General features: G+C 59.5%; 15 protein-coding genes. 3 read left to right on the top strand and 12 right to left on the bottom strand.

Going from position 1 to position 18,599, the window contains the following annotated elements; translation table 11 throughout:
• Positions 1-118 precede the first annotated feature (118 nt).
• The gene (locus tag HF945_RS09335) at positions 119-898 is read left to right on the top strand and encodes a glycerophosphodiester phosphodiesterase (RefSeq protein WP_290522343.1); all 780 of its coding nucleotides are present in this window, start codon (positions 119-121) and stop codon (positions 896-898) included.
• Here HF945_RS09335 and HF945_RS09340 read toward each other — a convergent pair.
• Positions 874-2,064 (bottom strand): patatin-like phospholipase family protein, encoded by a 1,191-nt coding sequence (locus HF945_RS09340; protein ID WP_290522344.1) that lies wholly within the window; start codon positions 2,062-2,064, stop codon positions 874-876. The genes HF945_RS09335 and HF945_RS09340 overlap by 25 nt on opposite strands.
• A gap of 350 nt (positions 2,065-2,414) precedes the next feature.
• Between HF945_RS09340 and HF945_RS09345 the strand changes: the two genes are divergently transcribed.
• Entirely contained in the window at positions 2,415-3,521 is a 1,107-nt protein-coding gene (locus HF945_RS09345) for a GNAT family N-acetyltransferase/peptidase C39 family protein (RefSeq protein ID WP_290522345.1), read from the top strand.
• 218 nt (positions 3,522-3,739) lie between these two features.
• Here the strand turns inward: HF945_RS09345 and nqrM are convergent, their stop codons facing one another.
• The 11 genes from nqrM to HF945_RS09400 form a co-directional block, all read right to left on the bottom strand.
• Positions 3,740-3,976, bottom strand: a complete 237-nt coding sequence (gene nqrM / locus HF945_RS09350) for a (Na+)-NQR maturation NqrM (RefSeq protein WP_290522346.1) — start codon at positions 3,974-3,976, stop codon at positions 3,740-3,742.
• Between the two features lies 1 nt (position 3,977).
• Positions 3,978-4,988, bottom strand: coding sequence for an FAD:protein FMN transferase (locus HF945_RS09355; protein WP_290522347.1), 1,011 nt, complete (start codon positions 4,986-4,988; stop codon positions 3,978-3,980).
• Positions 4,989-5,219: 231 nt separating this feature from the next.
• Complete coding sequence (nqrF, locus tag HF945_RS09360) at positions 5,220-6,449, bottom strand: NADH:ubiquinone reductase (Na(+)-transporting) subunit F (protein ID WP_290522348.1); 1,230 nt, start codon at positions 6,447-6,449, stop codon at positions 5,220-5,222.
• 15 nt (positions 6,450-6,464) lie between these two features.
• Positions 6,465-7,085, bottom strand: a complete 621-nt coding sequence (gene nqrE, locus HF945_RS09365; protein ID WP_290522349.1) for an NADH:ubiquinone reductase (Na(+)-transporting) subunit E — start codon at positions 7,083-7,085, stop codon at positions 6,465-6,467.
• A gap of 12 nt (positions 7,086-7,097) precedes the next feature.
• Positions 7,098-7,763: an NADH:ubiquinone reductase (Na(+)-transporting) subunit D gene (locus HF945_RS09370; RefSeq protein ID WP_290522350.1), complete on the bottom strand. Its 666-nt coding sequence runs from the start codon at positions 7,761-7,763 to the stop codon at positions 7,098-7,100.
• Complete coding sequence (locus tag HF945_RS09375; protein ID WP_290522351.1) at positions 7,763-8,593, bottom strand: Na(+)-translocating NADH-quinone reductase subunit C; 831 nt, start codon at positions 8,591-8,593, stop codon at positions 7,763-7,765. The genes HF945_RS09370 and HF945_RS09375 overlap by 1 nt, the downstream gene beginning before the upstream one ends.
• On the bottom strand, positions 8,593-9,852 hold the full coding sequence (locus HF945_RS09380) for an NADH:ubiquinone reductase (Na(+)-transporting) subunit B (RefSeq protein ID WP_290522352.1): 1,260 nt from the start codon (positions 9,850-9,852) through the stop codon (positions 8,593-8,595). The genes HF945_RS09375 and HF945_RS09380 overlap by 1 nt, the downstream gene beginning before the upstream one ends.
• Positions 9,853-9,854: 2 nt before the next feature.
• The gene (locus tag HF945_RS09385) at positions 9,855-11,201 is read right to left on the bottom strand and encodes a Na(+)-translocating NADH-quinone reductase subunit A (RefSeq protein ID WP_290522353.1); all 1,347 of its coding nucleotides are present in this window, start codon (positions 11,199-11,201) and stop codon (positions 9,855-9,857) included.
• Positions 11,202-11,488: 287 nt separating this feature from the next.
• On the bottom strand, positions 11,489-12,928 hold the full coding sequence (locus HF945_RS09390; RefSeq protein ID WP_290522354.1) for a glyceraldehyde-3-phosphate dehydrogenase: 1,440 nt from the start codon (positions 12,926-12,928) through the stop codon (positions 11,489-11,491).
• Positions 12,929-13,245: 317 nt separating this feature from the next.
• Positions 13,246-13,842 (bottom strand): uracil-DNA glycosylase family protein, encoded by a 597-nt coding sequence (locus HF945_RS09395; RefSeq protein ID WP_290522355.1) that lies wholly within the window; start codon positions 13,840-13,842, stop codon positions 13,246-13,248.
• Positions 13,842-14,717: an acyl-CoA thioesterase II gene (locus tag HF945_RS09400; RefSeq protein ID WP_290522356.1), complete on the bottom strand. Its 876-nt coding sequence runs from the start codon at positions 14,715-14,717 to the stop codon at positions 13,842-13,844. The genes HF945_RS09395 and HF945_RS09400 overlap by 1 nt, the downstream gene beginning before the upstream one ends.
• A 382-nt stretch (positions 14,718-15,099) precedes the next feature.
• On the opposite strand from HF945_RS09400, the gene mfd reads away from it, so the two are divergent.
• Positions 15,100-18,555 (top strand): transcription-repair coupling factor, encoded by a 3,456-nt coding sequence (gene mfd, locus HF945_RS09405; protein WP_290522357.1) that lies wholly within the window; start codon positions 15,100-15,102, stop codon positions 18,553-18,555.
• Positions 18,556-18,599: the final 44 nt, after the last annotated feature.

Genomic DNA, 18,599 nt, shown 5'->3' on the forward strand with positions numbered 1-18,599 from the left:
CTCTGGATGACAGGCAGGTTACGATCACAACAAGTCATAAAAATGACACCAACCCTCTTGCCTGCGGGTCACGGCGCTGTCATCTTTCTCGCCAAGAATAACGGTTATGAATATTGCGATGACAGAACCCCTTTCTGCAGGCCATGGCCCCGCACTGGTGGGCCACCGTGGCGCCCGAGGCGAAGCACCGGAGAATACCCTGGCCAGCTTTCAGGTGGCCGTGGAAGCCGGGGTGACGGAGATGGAACTGGATGTCCGGCTGTCCTCCGATGGCCAGCTCATCGTGCTGCACGACAGTGACATCACCCGTACCACGGGCATCAAAGGCAATGCGCGCCAGTACACCCGAGCCCAGCTCGGGGTCATGGATGCCCGCCGCAATACCCCTGGCTGGCACAGCCCCACCGGCATTCCGTCACTGCAGGAAGTGGTCGATCTGTGCGGTCCGCAGATGCGCTTCCAGTTCGAAGTGAAAGGGGCCGATCGCATTGTGCTGCATCAGCTGGCCCATCATCTCACCCACATGATCCACGAGCAGCAACTGCAATCCCGGGTGGTGGTGACCTCGAGCCATACCGGCTTCCTGCGCATGATGGGTACCATGGCACCGGATATTGAGCGGGGTTACGTTTGCCAGTACCGCTACCTGCAGCCCACCCGGCGGGCACGGGGGCTCGGCTGCAACTGGCTGATCGCCCACTACTCCCTGGTCACGCCAGCCTTGATGCGGCGAGCACGAAAACGTGGCTTGAAGGTGTCTGTATGGACGGTGAACGATCTGACCGAAGCGGACCGTCTCACCCACCTGAAGGTGGACAGCATCATCACCGACTACCCCACCAGCTTTGTCAGCCACTTCCAGAGAAAGCACCGTTACCAGCCAGCCTCTTCGGCCTGACCCTCTTCCGTTTCGGTCTCCAGCAACGGCTCATTGCTGAAAAATGCTTCGATTTCTTCCCTTCGCGCCATGGCATCCCGGTAGCCCATCTCAATCAGCGCGCGGGTAAAGCCGGGCTCAAACAACAGGTAACTCATGGCGCTGGCGCCCGGTGAACGGGTGGCCCCGGAGCCACGCAGGAAAAAGCGCAGCGTGCCTGGCAACTCTTTGAGATGCTCGGAAGCAATTTCATCAATGGGGCGCGAAGGGTAAATCTTCAGGACGTCCACTTCCCTCAGCGTGACGCCGTGCTTACGGCGTTGACGCTCACCCAGTGCAGAAAGGGTATGGTTGATCCGCTCAAGCCTCTCCACATCCCCTTCCAGAGTATCCACAAACACACTGTTCAACACATGGCCCAGCACCTGGGCCATGGAAGGATAACCGCTCAACACCCGCTGACGTGCCGCCGAGGCATTGCCGGAAACACCGATCACCAGCAACCGTGAAGCGCCCAGGTGCACCGCCGGACTCAACGGAGCCAGCTGCCGCAGCGCGCCGTCCCCATAGTAACCGCCATCCACCTTGCCGGCGGGAAACAGGATCGGTATCGCTGCCGAGGCCAGCAAATGCTCTACCCCGATTCGGGAGCGTTTGCCCTTGCGCCGCGCCCGCACCCAGTCAGCAAGATCCGGCGCGCCCTGAAAGAAGCTCTCCGATTCCCCGGTGGCATAGTTGGATGCGGTGATGGACAGTGCGCGCAGGTGGCCGTGATCAATGTTCTGCTGAATGCGCTGAAAATTGATCACCAGCGTCAGCAGGCGTTGCAGCGGTAAATTATCCAACAGGGCACTGCGATCCGGGGTGCGGCCAGTGGCAAATCCGGAAAACAGCCAGCGAACGATACCCTTGAGGCAGGCATAGAGATCCGTTCGGTAAACCTGTTCGGCGGTAAGGTTGGACCAGACCCGTTCCAGGCCGCGCACTGCACTGCGGTAATTACCCGCATTGGCAGAGAGGGCAGCCGCATTGATGGCTCCTGCAGAAGTGCCGCAGATGATGGGAAAAGGGTTGGGCGTTCCACGATCGAGCAATTCTGCAATAGCCGACAATACCCCTACCTGATAGGCCCCACGGGCGCCCCCTCCCGAGAGCACCAGCCCTCTTACCGGATCCTGTTGCGGCATTGCGTCCCTCCTTGATGTTGGAATCAGTATGCCGCGGGGATGACTTCGCTACCAGAGACAAGACGCGAGGTACAAGCTTCAAGCTGCAACGCGAAATAAATCAGAGGGCCAATTGGGGACAGTGCCCGCGGACAGGCGATGAGAGACACCTTCCAACCTGCATTGATTCTCTCTCTTGCTCTGAAAACCGCCTTGTTTTTCAACTCTGGAACGCGGGCAGGGTCTATATGCAGGCACGGCCATTCCCGCGTTGTAGCTTGCAGCTTGAGGCTTGTAGCTTGCTCTCAGATTCCTCTAGCTCGGCATACCGCTGTTGCCTTATGCTGAGCTACTTATCAGGAACAAGGACCATGTGCCCCGTCTGCCTCCGCCCCGCCCTGCCCGCCGATCTGGAAGCGCTGGTTGCGCTGGAACAGCGCTGTTTTGAATCGGATCGTCTGTCCCGCCGCAGTTTCAGAGAATGGCTCAAACGCGCGCATCAGGGACTGATCGTGGCCGAAACCGGGGACGGTCAGCTGGGTGGCTATGCCCTGGTGCTGCTGCAGAAAGGGACCCGGTTAGCGCGGCTGTACTCCATTGCCGTGGATGCCAGCCAGCGCGGAAAAAAACTGGGGGAGCGGCTGATGGCTGCTGCCGAAGCTTACGCCCATGAAGAACGACGATTGTATCTACGCCTTGAAGTCCGCAAGGACAACCTGGCCGCCATCACCCTGTATGAAAAGCGTGGCTACAAACTGTTTGGCCTTTCCCCGGATTATTACGAAGATCATCAGGACGCGCTGCGTTACCAGAAACGACTGCACTACCAGCCCAACAACGACGCGCGCCTGCACCTGCCCTGGGTACAACAGAGTACGCCTTTTACCTGCGGCCCGGCCTGCCTGTTGATGGCGCTGGCCGCCCTGAAGAAACAGATTCCCGACACGACCGAAGAACTGCTGCTATGGCGCGAAGCCACCACCATCTTCATGACCGCCGGCCATGGTGGCTGCCACCCCATGGGGCTGGCCATTGCCGCTCAACGACGGGGACTGGATGCCACGGTCTGGTGTAACCAGACAGGCCCCCTGTTCGTGGATTCCGTGCGAGATCCGGACAAGAAATCGGTGATCACTACCCTGCACCAGCATTTCGTTGCCACCTGCCGACAGCACAGCATCACCGTGAACTATCAGGACGTCACCGCCACCGATCTGGACCGGGCCATCAGCGACGGCAAGATTGTGCTGGTGCTGATCAGCACCTGGCGACTGGATGGCCGCAAGGCTCCCCACTGGGTCGCTATCAGCGGCAGCGATGAAGAATGTTTCTATATCCACGACCCGGACCCCGGTGAAGACCAGGCCCCGCTGGATTGCCAGCACGTGCCGATTAGCCGCAGCAAGTTCGAACAGATGCGCCAATACGGCCAGGCAAAACTGCGTACGGCGGTGGTGTTGGGGGTGAAGCACCGTTGAACGATTAAAGTTCAACGTTGAAAAGCAGGACAAGGCGCAGTACTACTTGCTGTTAACACAGCACCTACCCTGGGTAGAGGAGCCGTTGTCCTGTGGGAGATTCAGCTTGCTGAACGAATGCCATGCCAGATCCTTCGTTCAGCAAGCTGAATCTCACACATAGGGAGCCGGCACTGGTTTGCGTGTTGCGTGAAGCCTGTTGCGGCCGCAGAGCGGCCTCACATCTTCATCACGTCCTTACCAAGTGCAGCCGCTTTCTCGCTGTCCACCTTCTTGCTGTTCTCTTCACACTTGCCGCGATCGCCACCACAGATTTCGCAGCCTTCTTTCAATCCCAGGTTAGCCAGCCCCCCACAGGAACCCTGTAGCGGTTTGTTGGACATAATCACGCCAATGGCCATGCCGGCAAACAGCAGGCCCATGAACGCCACGGCCACCATAATGGTCATCAACATGTTATTTCTCCTCCAGGATTGCCTTGAACGCGGGGGTCATCACTTCCCTGACGCCATCATCGGTTCTGACAAGGAAGAACACCGCCAGTTCCTGTGCCTCGGCGAAGGCCATGCCTTCCTTCGGGCCCAGCACGGTCATTGCCGTGGCCAGCCCATCGGCCATCATGGCGCTTTCGTGCAGCACTGACACCGACGCCAGGGTGTGCTCCACCGGGTAACCGGTACGCGGATCAAGTGTGTGTGAGTACAGTTTACCATCAGATTCAAAAAAGTTCCGGTAGTCACCGCTGGTCGCCACGGCCATATCCCGCAGTGCAACCACCTGCTCCACTTCCCGCACCCCCGGGATGGGCCGTTCCACGGCAATGCGCCAGGGCTTGCCGTAAGGCTTTGTGCCTCGGGCCCGCAACTCCCCGCCCACTTCCACCAACCAGGACTGCAAACCGTGCTTGTCCAGCAGCCCGGCCAGTTTGTCCACCGCAAAGCCCTTGGCAATGGAAGAGAGATCCACATAGGCATTGCCGGGCTGAAGAAGTCGTGACTCATCCAGCAGTAATGCCTGCCAACCCACTCGGGCCATGGCCGCCTGGATCTCCTCACTCTGCGGCGGCTCAAAACGTTGCACATCCGGACCGAAGCCCCACAGATTGACCAGCGGCCCGACCGTCACGTCATAAGCGCCGTCAGTCATACTGGAAATGGCAAAGGCTGCGTTGAGCACCGCCACCGTATCCTCCGGCATGGACATCAGGGTCCCTGCAGGCGCCTGATTGAAGCGGCTGATGACGGAATCCTCGCGGTAGGTGCTCATTTCCGCATTCACCTGCTCCAGCGCCGCCACGATGTCCGCCTTGAGCGCATCAACACTCTCATCCGGCGTGCCGGTGTATTTCACACTCCAGGAAGTCCCCATGGTCGGGCCGCTAAGAACGGACAAGCGGTTCTTGCTGTCATCGCAGGCGCTCAGCAGCAGAGTCAGGGAAAGCACCAGAAGAGAAAGGATGCGGGTCATGGTTTGGTACCGGTATCAGGTCAGGGGAGCAAGCAGTTGAAAGTTCAAAGTTTAAAGTTAAAAAGCGCGTCCGGGCCCAGCCAGATTTTGAACCGCTCTCACCGCGCCCATGACTCAAGCGCGGACTCGGGTCTTGAATTCCAGTCAGACCGTCACCGCGCCTTTCAACTTTAAACTTTGAACTTTCAACTCAAAAACAAAAACGCCGGCCCTGAGGGCCGGCGTTCGGGATCAGCCGCCGAAATCATCCAGCAGGATGTTTTCCGGCTCCACACCCAGGTCCTCAAGCATTTTGATGACCGAGGCATTCATCATCGGCGGACCGCACATGTAGTACTCGCAGTCTTCCGGTGCCGGGTGATCCTTCAGGTACTGCTCGTACAGCACGTTATGGATGAACCCGGTGAGGCCGTCCCAGTTGTCTTCCGGTTGCGGGTCAGACAATGCCAGGTGCCAGTCGAAGTTGTCGTTCTCTTCGGCCAGCTGGTCGTATTCCTCGTTGTAGAAACACTCGCGAACACTCCGCGCACCGTACCAGAAGCTCATCTTGCGCTTGGAATTCAGACGCTTGAGCTGGTCGAAGATGTGACTGCGCATGGGCGCCATGCCCGCACCACCACCGATGAACACCATTTCCGCATCGGTTTCCTTGGCGAAGAACTCACCGAAGGGCCCGAACACGGTGATCTTGTCGCCCGGCTTCAGGTTGAACACGAAGGAGCTCATGATACCCGGCGGGATATCCTTGGATCCCGGGGGCGGTGTGGCGATCCGGATGTTGAACTTGAGGATGCCCTTCTCTTCCGGATAGTTCGCCATGGAGTAGGCGCGGATCACTTCCTCGTTGTTCTTGCAGTTCAGATCGAAGAAGTTGAAACGCTCCCAGTCTCCGCGGTATTCCTCGGCAATATCAAAATCAGAGAAATTGATATCGAAAGGCGGCGCTTCCAGCTGCACATAACCACCGGCACGGAAGTCCACGTTCTCGCCTTCAGGCAGCTTCAGGGTCAGTTCCTTGATGAAGGTAGCCACGTTGTCATTGGAGATGACTTCGCACTCCCACTTCTTCACGCCGAAGAACTCTTCCGGCACCTGGATCTTCATGTCCTGCTTCACGTTGACCTGACAGCTCAGGCGCCAGCCATCGCGAATCTCGCCCTTGGTGAAGTGGCCTTCTTCGGTGGGGAGAATGTCACCACCACCGTCCAGCACCTGGCACTTGCACTGCGCACAGGTACCACCACCACCACAGGCAGAAGACAGGAAGATGCCCTGATTCGCCAGGGTGCCCAGCAGCTTGCCGCCGGCTGGAGCGTCGATGCTTTTTTCTGCATCGTCATTGATATCGATGTGTACGTCACCGGTTGCCACCAGACGGGAGCGGGCAACCAGAATCACCGCCACCAGTGCCAGCACGATGGCAGTGAACATGACGACACCGAGAATAATCTCAACACTCATGATTCAACCCCTCCCTTACAGCTGCACGCCGGAAAATGACATGAAGCCCAGTGACATCAGACCCACAGTAATGAAGGTGATGCCGAGACCTTTCAGACCATCCGGTACATCGCTGTACTTGAGCTTCTCGCGGATACCGGCCAGCAAGGTGATGGCCAGTGCCCAGCCCGTACCGGCGCCGATGCCATACACCATGGACTCACCAAAGGTGTAGTCACGCTCCACCATAAACAGTGACGCACCCAGAATGGCGCAGTTCACGGTAATCAGCGGCAGGAAGATACCCAGGGCGTTGTAGAGGCTCGGCACATACTTGTCGAGCGTCATTTCCAGGATCTGTACCAGCGCAGCGATAACGCCGATATAGCTCAGCAGCCCCAGAAAACGCAGGTCCAGATTGGCCAGGGCCGGTACACCGGTCCAGGCCAGTGCCCCTTCGTCCAGCAGGTAGGTAAGCAGCAGGTTGTTCACCGGCACAGTGATGGTCAGTACCACCACCACGGCAATACCGAGGCCGATAGCAGTCGAGATCTTCTTGGATACCGCGATAAAGGTACACATACCCAAGAAGAAGGCCAGCGCCATGTTTTCAACAAAGACGGCGCGGACGAACAGGCTCAGATAATGTTCAAACATTCCTCGTCTCCGTTAAAACGCGTCGCTGACACGGGTGTTGGGCTTCATCTTGAAATCGTCCTGCTCAACCTGGGCCGGCTTCCAGGCACGAATCGCCCAGATAAACAGACCAATCAGGAAGAAGGCGCTCGGCGGCAACAGCATCATGCCGTTGGTCAGGTACCAGCCACCCTCGGAAACCTTGGGCAGAATCTGGTGACCGAACAGGCTGCCGGCACCCAGCAGTTCACGGGTGAAGCCCAGACCCAGCAGGATCACGGAATAGCCCAGACCATTACCTACACCATCCAGGAAGGACGGGATCGGCGGGTTCTTCATGGCGAAGGCTTCAGCACGGCCCATCACGATACAGTTGGTAATGATCAGCCCCACGAAAACAGACAGCTGCTTGGAAATGCTGTAGGCATAGGCTTTCAGGAACTGGTCCACCACGATTACCAGCGAGGCAATGATGGTCATCTGCACGATGATCCGGATGCTCGACGGAATCGAATTACGGATGGTACTAACGAAAAAGTTGGAGAGCGCTACCACCACCGTCAATGCAATACACATGGTCAGGGTGGTGCTCAGGTTGCTGGTCACCGCCAGCGCGGAACAGATACCCAGGATCTGCAGCGCGATGGGGTTGTTGTCGAAAATCGGACCTAACAGGATGTCCTTGGTTTTCTCCGCCATTACGCGTCTCCTTCCGGCTGCTCGCTGGATTCCACGGCTTCTGTGCTCTCAGCCACAGCCGCGCCTTCTTGCTGCATGCGCTTCAGGTAGGGACCAAAGCCGTTTTCGCCCACCCAGAACTGAAGCAGGTTGCTGACACCCTTGCTGGTCAGCGTTGCACCGGCAAGACCATCCACCTTGTGCTCCGCATCCGGGGTGTTGCTTTCCACGGTACCCTTGATGACCTGGATTTCCACCTCACCCTGGTCGCCGTAGAGCTTCTTGCCCTCCCACAGCGCTTTCCACTTGGGGTTGTCTACTTCGCCGCCCAGACCCGGGGTTTCACCATGCTCGTAGAAGCCCAGACCCGCCACGGTGTTGGCGTCCGGCTCCAGCGCCAGGAAACCGTACAGGGTGGACCACAGACCATAACCGTGAACCGGCAAAATGATACGGCTCAGCTCGCCGTCGTCGCCACGGGCCAGGTAGACCTCAGCCACCTTGGCCTGGTTCTTGATGCCAGCGATATCCACATCACCTTCCAGACGCTCGGACTGGGCCGGGTCTTTGGCAGCGGTGCGCTGGTCATAGCTTTCCGGCATCTCAACGTAATTGCCGCTATCGATGTCGACAAACATGCGCTCGATGGACTGGAACTGCTCGTTCACATCCTGGCTCGCATCGTACATGCCTGCCGCGAGCAGGATGTTCATGCGCTTGTCGATCAGCTTGTTCTCGTTCTGAACCGGGCGCAGGCTTACGGCAGCGGTAGCAACCACCACACCGCAGACCACACACACCAGGAAGGCAACCAGCAGTGTCTTGCTGACGCTTTCGTTATTTCCAGCCATTACACTTCTCCCCCGGTACGACGCAGACGACGGCGAATGTTTGCCTGAGTGACAAAGTAGTCAATCAGCGGCGCACACAGGTTACCGAACAGGATTGCCAGCATGATGCCTTCCGGGAAGGCCGGGTTGATTACCCGGATCAGGACAGTCATCACACCAATCAGGGCACCAAAAATGTACTTGCCGGTATTGGTCATGGACGCAGACACCGGGTCAGTGGCCATGAAGATCATGCCGAAGGCGAAACCACCCACGGTCAGGTGCCAGTACCAGGGCATGTCGAACATGAAGTTGGTCTCGGAGCCCACCGCGTTGAAGATGGCAGACATGCCCACCATGCCCAGGAATACGCCCAGTACGATTCGCCAGGAGGCGATCTTGGTAAGCAGCAGCGCCGCACCACCGATCAGGATGGCCAGGGTAGAAGTCTCACCGATGCTGCCCTGGATGTTGCCCAGGAAGGTGTTCATCCACGCCAGGCTGGAGGTCGCCGCCGCGGCGCCTTCCGTCAGGGCATTGGCCGCCAGACCCACGGAGTAGTCCAGGTTGCCGGAGGCCGCCAGGGACAGGGAGGTCGCGCCGGAGAAATTGTCCACGGCGGTCCATACCGCATCACCGGACATCTGCGCCGGATAGGCAAAGTACAGGAACGCACGGCCGACCAGTGCCGGGTTGAGGAAGTTCTTGCCGGTACCACCGAACACTTCCTTGCCGATCACCACACCGAAAGAGATCCCCAGGAACACCTGCCACAGCGGAATCGCCGGCGGCAGAATCAGGGTGAACAGGATACCAGTGACAAAGAAGCCTTCATTCACTTCATGGCCACGCTTCCAGGCAAACAGGCCTTCCCAGATGAAGCCACCAATGTAGACGGTCAACAGGATCGGCACGTAATACACTGCACCGTGGAGCACGTTGGCCCACAGGCTGGCCGGATCAAAACCGGTCAGCGCAGCCACCAGGTCACTGCGCCAGCCGGGGATGGCACTGTAACCCATCTCGGCGATCTGCATGTTGGCCTGGTAACCGGTGTTCCACAGACCAAACAGGATGGCCGGGAAGGTACAGAACCACACCGTCATCATGATGCGCTTCAGGTCGAGGCCATCACGTACGTGAGCGCCGGTCCGGGTCACGGAATCCGGGCTGTACAGCATGGTGTCGAACATTTCGTAGAAGGTGTAGTACTTCTCGAACTTGCCGCCCTCATGGAAATGCGGGGCAATGTTCTTGTCCAGATAACTTCTCAAGCCCATGCTCAGCCCTCCGCTTCAATGGTGGTGAGGTTGTCGCGCAGGATCGGACCGTATTCATACTTGCCCGGGCACACAAAGGTACACAGGGCCAGGTCTTCTTCCAGCAACTCCAGCGCGCCCAGCGCAGTAGCCGAATCAGTGTCACCCACAATCAGTGCACGCAGCAGCTGGGTCGGCAGCACATCCAGTGGCATCACTTCTTCGTAGGCACCCACGGGCACCATGGCACGCTCGGAGCCATTGGTGGTGGTGGTAAAGTTGAAGCGCTTGCCAGGCATCAGCTTGGACAGATAGATATTCATCAGCGAGAAGCGGTTGATACCGGGTGAAATGTAACCCAGCAGCTCACGCTCATGTCCCTCACGCAGGGCCGTCAGCTGATTGGCAGTGCGGTTCAGCCATGCCAGCGGACCACGGGCGTTGTGGCCGTTGAGTGCAGACCCGGAAATCAGGCGGTTATCGCCGCTTTTCAGCTCACCCTGGGTGAAATCTTCCACGCTGGCGCCCACGCGGGTACGCAGCAGACGCGGCGTCTTGGCCTGGGGGCCACACAGGGCAACCACACGCTCGCTGGAAATTTTACCGGTAGTAAACAGGTTGCCGATGGCAATCACGTCCTGGTAGCCCACAGACCAGACGGTCTTCTTCATGCTGACCGGGTCCAGGAAGTGGATCTGGGTACCCACGTTGCCAGCCGGGTGCTTGCCCGCGAAGGTTTCTTCGCGCACCTGGCCACCCGCGAAACTGGGCAGGTCCGTCTTGGGACCACGGCAGACCCACACCGGCCCGTCGGTAAGACGGCTCAGCACGGTGAGGCCGGCACGGAAGGCCTGTTCGTTTTCCTTGATCACCACGGCCGGCTCCATCGCCAGCGGGTTGGTGTCGAGAATGGAAACGAAAATGGAATTGGGGGTGGTTTCCAGTGCTGGCACCTTGCCAAACGGGCGAGTACGCAGCAGGGTCCACTCACCGGAATCCACCAGCTGCTGTTGGACGGCAGCCCGGTCAAGGCCGGACAGCTGATCAGCACTGTAGGAGGTAAAGGTGACTTCTTCTTCCTGGTCGGCTACTTCAATCACCACCGATTGAAGAACGCGTTTGTGACCGCGATTTACCGCAGTCACCTTGCCCGCCGCAGGAGCGGTGTATTTCACACCCTCGGTTTTCTTGTCTGAGAAGAGCAACTGGCCTTTCTTGACCACGTCACCTTCGCGGACTTCCATGGTGGGCTTCATACCCACATAGTCACCGCCGAGCACGGCAACAGAACGAACCTGATGACCTTCCTCAATCTCCTGGCGCGGTGCACCAGTGATGGGCAGATCCAGGCCCTTCCTGACTTTAATCATAGTTACTCGCCCACGTTGCGTGTTGCTGAAGTCGAGGCAAATCTCCAGAAATCACCCTGAAAACGGGCAATTGCCGGGGATTCACGCAAAATCCGGAATTTGCACTTGGGAACCAGCCATAGCTGGCGGCGCACATTATAAAGACGCGACTGCATATTCGCCAGAGGCTTGGGCACCGACTTTTGTCGCACCGCACCAACTATGCGCACCCAGTGTGCACGCTTTTGACGCCTTTCGGCAGCCGAAAAAAAGCCCGCATGAGTGCGGGCCCTTTTCGCAGGTCAGGATCAGTCCTTCGGATACTGCGGGAATTCCACCCCGGAGATCTGCTGAAGGATACGCAGCACCTGACAGCTGTAACCGAACTCGTTGTCGTACCAGACATACAGTACGCAATGGCGCCCGTTGACAATGGTAGCCTCGGCATCAATCACGGAAGCGTGACGAGAGCCGACGAAATCGGTGGATACCGCATCCGGGCTGCTCACGAAGTCCACCTGGCGCTGCAGCGGAGAGTGCAGGCTCACCCAGCGCAGGTACTCGTTCAGCTCTTCCAGGGTGGTTTCCTTCTCCAGAGTCAGGTTCAGGATCGCCATGGAGACGTTCGGGGTAGGCACGCGGATGGAGTTACCAGTCAGCTTGCCCGCCAGGGACGGCAGCGCCTTGGCAGCTGCGGTCGCAGCACCGGTTTCGGTCAGCACCATGTTCAGCGGTGCGGCACGACCACGACGGGGGCCCTTGTGGAAGTTATCCAGCAGGTTCTGGTCGTTGGTGTAGGAGTGAACGGTCTCAACGTGACCGAACTCGATACCGAACTTGTCTTCCAGCGCCTTCAGCGGGGGCACGATGGCGTTGGTGGTACAGCTGGCCGCAGAGATGATCTTGTCACCGTCTTCGATGATATTGTTGTTCACACCGTGAACAATGTTTTTCATATCACCTTTGCCCGGCGCAGTCAGCATCACGCGGGACACACCCGGACGGTTCAGATGCTGGGTCAGGCCGTCAACATCACGCCATTTACCGGTGTTGTCGATCACCACGGCGTTGTTGATGCCGTACTGGGTGTAATCGATGGTGTTCGGATCGTTGGCGTAGATCACCTTGATGAAGTTGCCGTTGGCAATGATGGCATTTTCTTCTTCATCCACGGCGATGGTGCCGGCGAACGGGCCGTGCACGGAGTCACGACGCAGCAGGCTGGCACGCTTTTGCAGGTCACCCTTGCCGGATTCACGTACCACGATGGCTTTCAGACGCAGACCATTACCGGAACCGACCTTTTCGATCAGAAGACGAGCCAGGATACGGCCGATACGGCCAAAACCGTACAGCACCACATCGGTGGGCTCGGGGGTGGCAGCCTTGTTGCTGGTGGCGTCGGACAGCTCGGCGCGCACGTACTCTTCAACGGACAGGCCGCGGTTGTCTTTCTTGTACTCCACCGCCAGCTTGCCGATATCAATGCGGCAAGGGCCCAGGTCCAGCTTGGCCACTTCCTGCAGGATCGGGAAGGTGTCCACAACGGACAGCTCGGAATCTTCGATCTGCTTGACGAAGCGGTGTGCTTTCAGGATCTGGATAACAGACTTGTTGACCAGGGCGCGGCTGTAAACGGTGGTGGTCACGTTATTTTCGCGCTGCAGGCGGCCAATGACAGGAATCATGGCTTCTGCAATTTCTTCGCGGTTTTTCCAGCGGCCGAAATGGTCTTCCAGTTTGCTCACGGAGATGCCCCTCTCAGTTTGGGTTCAGGTGACGGAAACCGTTGGGTGGCTCTGCAGGGCCCGGCTTCACTGGTCACCAGCGGTGGAGTTTGGGGCGCGGATGATACCGCCAAACGGCGTATTTATCCACCCGGGAAGAGCCTGTTGGGACTTGCAAGTTACAAGTTTCAAGGCGCAAGGCGCGATGTGAGTCAAAACCCGCGTCCAGGCCCCTGCCCGCGCACAGGCGATAATGCGCGAAAAAATGCCCATTGCGGGCTGCTCCAGCCTTTATTCGCGTTGAAACCTGCAACTTGAAACTGGCTTCTCAGCGCCACCTATCCAGACAATGCCATCTCAACCCTCTCACGCAACACCGGCAGCACCGCTTCCTCGAACCAGGGACGCTGGCGCAGCCATAAACGATTACGGGGGCTGGGGTGCGGCAGGGGGAAGAAACCGTGCGCCAGTGCCTTTTGGTATTCCCACACGTTATCGGTGAGCGTCTTCCCCGGCGCTGGCAGGTACTGTGGCAGATAGTAGCGCTGGGCATACTGACCCACCAGCAGGGTCAGCTGCAGGTCCGGCAGTTCCGCCAGCAGCCGCTCATGCCAGAGAGGGGCACATTCCGGTCGCGGCGGCAGATCCCCGCCCTTGCCCCTGCCCGGATAACAGAACCCCATGGGAATGATGGCAATGCGGTTTTCATCGTAAAACGCATCCCGGTCAAGCTGGAGCCAGTCACGCAGCCGGTCGCCGGACGGGTCGTTCCAGGGGATGCCGGTATCATGAACCCGGGTGCCGGGTGCCTGGCCAACAATCAACAGCCGGGCCCCCTCACCCGCCCGCACCACCGGTCGGGGCCCCAGCGGCAGATGCGCTTCGCACAATCGGCAGGCGCTCACCTCCTCCAGCAGAGCAGGCAGGCGTTTCATCAGGCCGGGCTGTCAGAGCGGTGCTGACGAATCAGACCTTCCTGGGCCACGGATGCGACCAGGGTGCCGTCCTGACGATAGATGGAACCGAAGTTCATCCCCCGGGAGCCTCCGGCGAACGGGCTGTCGCTGCGGTACAGCAGCCACTCGTCAATGCGGAAGTCATTGTGGAACCACATGGCATGGTCAATGCTGGCGCACTGGGTGTTGGCCTGCCAGAAGTTCATGCCATGGGGCAGCATGGCGGTGCCCATCAGGCCGAAGTCGGAACAGTACGCCAGCAATGCCCGGTGCATAGCCGGGTTCACATCAACGGTATCGACCACCTTGAACCACACTTCCCGCACCGGCGCCTTGGGCTCGGAGGAAATGGGATCCAGTGGCGTAACAGGACGAAACTCCACCGGCCGCTCGGTGAGGAAGTCCTTGCGGTATTGTTCAGGCAGACGCTCCACCAGCTTCATGCGAATGGCGCGATCCGTATCCAGGGTCTCAGGATCCGGCACCTCGGGCATGGTGGCCTGGTGCGACGCCCCCTCTTCTACCACCTGGTAGGACGCGGCAAGAGAAAAGATCGGGCGCCCATGCTGGATCGCCTTCACCCTGCGAGTGGTGAAACTCTTGCCGTCACGGATGCGCTCCAGGTCATAAACGATGGGCACATTGAAGTCCCCGGGACGCAGGAAGTAGGCATGCAGCGAGTGCACCGGCCGCTCCTCCGGCACTGTCAGTGATGCCGCCAGCAGTGCCTGACCAGCCACCAACCCCCCGAACACACTGCGTTGACCATTGGCCTGGGTCTGGCCGCGGAACAGGTTGTCTTCAAGCTGCTCCAGATCAAACAAATTCAGAAGCTCCTTCACCGGTGCTTTCATAGTTCACCCTCAGCGCAAAGCAAAGGAACATGGTAACGCCAAAATCAGCACGATGTTCAGTCATGCCGGGACGAATGTCAGAAGCGGCCAGTAACGAGTCGCAACTGACCCGGTGAAGGTGCAAGCTGCAAGCTGCAAGCTGCAACACGACCACTGACCCGATGCCACACGTCAAACGCTGGAGCCGCGCCGCAACGATGGCCGCGACGTCTACACCCCGTAACAGCGCGGAGCACCACCTTTTGATCCAATCCCCGGCACATCCTCGTGTTGTAGCTTGTAGCTTGAAGCTTGTCCCTCCATGGCCCCTTGACGCCCACACCGCTACAATACGCCGCCTCAAGCACACGCTAATGACCGTAGACGGCAGGAACCGGGCTGAATGAAGTTACTCCCCGACAGCAATCTCTTCCCCAGTGGACGTGAACACTTCAAGGACTGGTCCGGTCTCGACGCCGGCAGTATGGCCGCCGTACTGGCCGAGCTGGCCCGCAGCGAAGACCACCTCTTTGTGGTGCTGGCCCCGAATACCGGCCGCGCCCAGCAGATCGCCGACTCGCTGAGCTTCTACCTCACCGGCAGTGACACCTCAGTCATGCTGTTCCCGGATTGGGAGACCCTGCCCTACGATCATTTCAGCCCCCATCAGGACATCGTCAGTGACCGTATCCGGGTACTGCACCAGCTGCCCACCACCCACAAGGGCATTCTGGTGGTGCCGGTCAACACCCTGATGCAGCGGCTGGCACCGCCGCTGCACATCACCGGCAACAGCTTCCTGCTCAAGGTCGGCGATGTGTTCGACATGGAGGCCACCCGGGAACGGCTGGTGGCCTGCGGCTACCGCCAGCGTGACAACGTTTATGAGCACGGCGAATTTGCCGTACGTGGCGCCATCATGGATATCTATCCCATGGGCGCACCGCAGCCATTCCGCATCGAGCTGTTCGATGACGAGATCGAGTCCCTGCGCCTGTTCGAAGCGGAAAGCCAACGCTCCACCGGCAAGGTGGAAGATATCACCCTGTTGCCCGCTGCCGAATTCCCGCTCAGCGCCGAGGGCATTGCCCGTTTCCGCAGCAATTTCCGCGACACCTTCGACGTGGACACCCGCCATGTGCCGCTCTATCAGGATGTGACCGACGGCCTGGCCGCCCCCGGGCTGGAGTACTACCTGCCGCTGTTCTTCGAGCACATGGCTACCCTGTTCGATTACCTGCCAGAGGATGTGCGCCTGATCGAGCTGGCCGATTGCCAGCCCGCCATCGAGCATTTCTGGGATGACGTGGAACAGCGCTACGAATCCCGCCGCCACGATATCCACCGTCCCATTCTGGCGCCCTGGCAGCTGTATCTGCGCCCGGAAGAGCTGGGTGCGGCCCTCAAGCAACACCCGCGGGCCCGTCAGAACGACAGTGACACAGCGCTCCAGTTTGATGTGGCTGCGATGCCGCCACTGACCGCGGACGTGCGCGCCAGCAATCCCCTGGCCCTGCTGCATACCTTCTCCGATGCCCACCCGGATACCCGCATCCTGATCTGTGCGGAAACCGCGGGGCGCCGGGAGGCCATGCTGGAACTGATGCAGAAGATCCACATCCAGCCGGTGATGAAGGAAAACTGGCCGGATTTTATCGCCGATCCTGCGCGCTGGAGCCTGACCCGCGGGGAACTGGATGCCGGCTTTTATGCGCCGGACCACCAGTTGCTGGTGGTCACCGAAAACGATCTTTACGGCGAGCGCGTTCTACAGCGTCGACGCCGCAAATCCAGCAGTGACGACGGCGCCGCTGAGCAGGCCTTCCGCTCCCTGGGCGAACTCACCGTGGGCTCCCCGGTGGTCCACCTTGAACATGGTGTGGGCCGCTATCTGGGCCTGACCCATATGGAAGTGGACCGCCAGCAGCACGAATTCCTGCTGCTGGAGTACGCCGGCGGCGACAAGCTTTACGTGCCGGTATCCTCCCTGCACCTGATCAGCCGCTATGGCGGTGGCGATACGGCTCCGCTCAACAAGCTGGGCACGGAACAGTGGAGCAAGGCGCGCCAGAAAGCGGCGGAGAAAATCCACGACGTGGCCGCCGAACTGCTCAACACCTATGCCCGTCGGGAAGCCCGCGAAGGCCGCCAGTTCGATGTGGACATGAGCGACTACGAGCGCTTCAGCGCCGGCTTCCCGTTCGAGGAAACCCCGGACCAGCAGGCCGCCATTGCCTCGGTCGTCACCGACATGCAATCCAGTCGCCCCATGGACCGGCTGGTGTGTGGCGACGTGGGCTTCGGCAAGACCGAAGTGGCCATGCGTGCCGCCTTTGTGGCAGTGGAGAACCAAACCCAGGTGGCGGTGCTGGTGCCCACCACCCTGCTCGCCCAGCAGCACTATGAATCCTTCACCGACCGTTTTGCCGACTGGCCGGTGAATATCGAAGTGCTGTCCCGTTTCCGCAGTGCCAAGGAAAAGACCCAGGTGCTGCAGCGGCTCAGCGAAGGCAAGGTGGACATTCTGGTGGGCACCCACCAGCTGTTGCAGGAAACCGTGGCCTTCGACAACCTGGGCCTGATCATCGTGGACGAGGAACACCGCTTCGGGGTCCGCCACAAGGAGCGCCTCAAGCAGATGCGCGCCGAGTGCGACATCCTCACCCTTACTGCCACCCCGATCCCGCGGACCCTGAACATGGCCATGAGTGGCATGCGCGATATTTCCATCATCGCCACCCCGCCACAGAAACGCCTGTCGGTGAAGACCTTTGTGCAGCAACACAACGACACCGCCATCAAGGAAGCCCTGCTTCGGGAGCTGCTCCGTGGTGGCCAGGTGTACTACCTGCACAACGACATCGACACCATGGAAAAGACCGCGGAGGACATCCGCAAGCTGGTGCCCGATGCTCGCGTCGGTATCGCCCATGGCCAGATGCGTGAGCGAGAACTGGAAGCGGTAATGAGCGACTTCTACCACCGTCGCTTCAACGTGCTGGTGTGTACCACTATCGTGGAAACCGGTATCGACGTCCCCAGCGCCAACACCATCATCATCGACCGCGCCGACAAGCTCGGTCTGGCCCAGCTGCACCAGCTGCGTGGCCGTGTCGGCCGCAGCCATCACCAGGCCTACGCCTACCTGATCACCCCCAGCCCCAAGGTGATGACCAAGGATGCCCTCAAGCGCCTGGAAGCCATCGAGCAGGCCACCGATCTGGGGGCCGGTTTCATGCTCGCCAGCCAGGATCTGGAGATCCGCGGTGCCGGCGAACTGCTGGGCGAAGAGCAGCACGGCAACATCGAAACCATCGGCTTCAGCCTGTACATGGAAATGCTGGAACAGGCCGTGGAAGCGCTCAAGCGCGGCGAACAGCCCGATGTGGAAAAGCCCCTCAGCGGCGGCCCGGAACTGAACCTGCGCATCCCGGCCCTGATCCCCGAAGACTACCTGCCGGATGTGTTCGGCCGCCTGACCCTCTACAAGCGCATCGCCGGCTGCAAGACCCGCGATGGCCTTAAGGAACTGCAGGTGGAAATGATCGACCGCTTCGGGCTGCTGCCGGAACCGGTGAAGAACCTGTTCGCAGTCACCGAGCTGCGCCAGCAGGCGGACCGTCTCGGCATCATCCGCCTGGACGCCCACGCCAGCGGCGGCAAGGTGGAATTCGGCGAACGCACCCCGGTGGATCCGCTCACCATCGTCAAACTGGTTCAGTCCGGCCCCAACCGCTTCAAGCTGGAGGGCGCCAATGTGTTGCGGTTTGTGGAAGGCAGCGAGACCGCGGAAGAGCGCATCGAGGCAGTCAACGCACTGCTGAAACGGTTGTCGGCGCAGAGTATCAAGAAGGACTGAAGGGCGAGTTGAAAGTTAAAAGTTCAAAGTTGAAACGCGGCCCG

It is taken from the genome of Alcanivorax sp. (assembly GCF_017794965.1).
In the GTDB taxonomy this organism is placed as follows: domain Bacteria; phylum Pseudomonadota; class Gammaproteobacteria; order Pseudomonadales; family Alcanivoracaceae; genus Alcanivorax.

Coding starts and splice junctions, on each gene's coding strand:
- nqrF (WP_290522348.1), bottom strand. CDS start 6,449: ATGAGTGTTGAGATTATTCTCGGTGTCGTCATGTTCACTGCCATCGTG.
- HF945_RS09400 (WP_290522356.1), bottom strand. CDS start 14,717: ATGAAAGCACCGGTGAAGGAGCTTCTGAATTTGTTTGATCTGGAGCAG.
- HF945_RS09385 (WP_290522353.1), bottom strand. CDS start 11,201: ATGATTAAAGTCAGGAAGGGCCTGGATCTGCCCATCACTGGTGCACCG.
- HF945_RS09395 (WP_290522355.1), bottom strand. CDS start 13,842: ATGAAACGCCTGCCTGCTCTGCTGGAGGAGGTGAGCGCCTGCCGATTG.
- HF945_RS09345 (WP_290522345.1), top strand. CDS start 2,415: ATGTGCCCCGTCTGCCTCCGCCCCGCCCTGCCCGCCGATCTGGAAGCG.
- HF945_RS09355 (WP_290522347.1), bottom strand. CDS start 4,988: ATGACCCGCATCCTTTCTCTTCTGGTGCTTTCCCTGACTCTGCTGCTG.
- HF945_RS09380 (WP_290522352.1), bottom strand. CDS start 9,852: ATGGGCTTGAGAAGTTATCTGGACAAGAACATTGCCCCGCATTTCCAT.
- mfd (WP_290522357.1), top strand. CDS start 15,100: ATGAAGTTACTCCCCGACAGCAATCTCTTCCCCAGTGGACGTGAACAC.
- HF945_RS09335 (WP_290522343.1), top strand. CDS start 119: ATGACAGAACCCCTTTCTGCAGGCCATGGCCCCGCACTGGTGGGCCAC.
- HF945_RS09375 (WP_290522351.1), bottom strand. CDS start 8,593: ATGGCTGGAAATAACGAAAGCGTCAGCAAGACACTGCTGGTTGCCTTC.
- HF945_RS09370 (WP_290522350.1), bottom strand. CDS start 7,763: ATGGCGGAGAAAACCAAGGACATCCTGTTAGGTCCGATTTTCGACAAC.
- nqrM (WP_290522346.1), bottom strand. CDS start 3,976: ATGTTGATGACCATTATGGTGGCCGTGGCGTTCATGGGCCTGCTGTTT.
- nqrE (WP_290522349.1), bottom strand. CDS start 7,085: ATGTTTGAACATTATCTGAGCCTGTTCGTCCGCGCCGTCTTTGTTGAA.
- HF945_RS09340 (WP_290522344.1), bottom strand. CDS start 2,064: ATGCCGCAACAGGATCCGGTAAGAGGGCTGGTGCTCTCGGGAGGGGGC.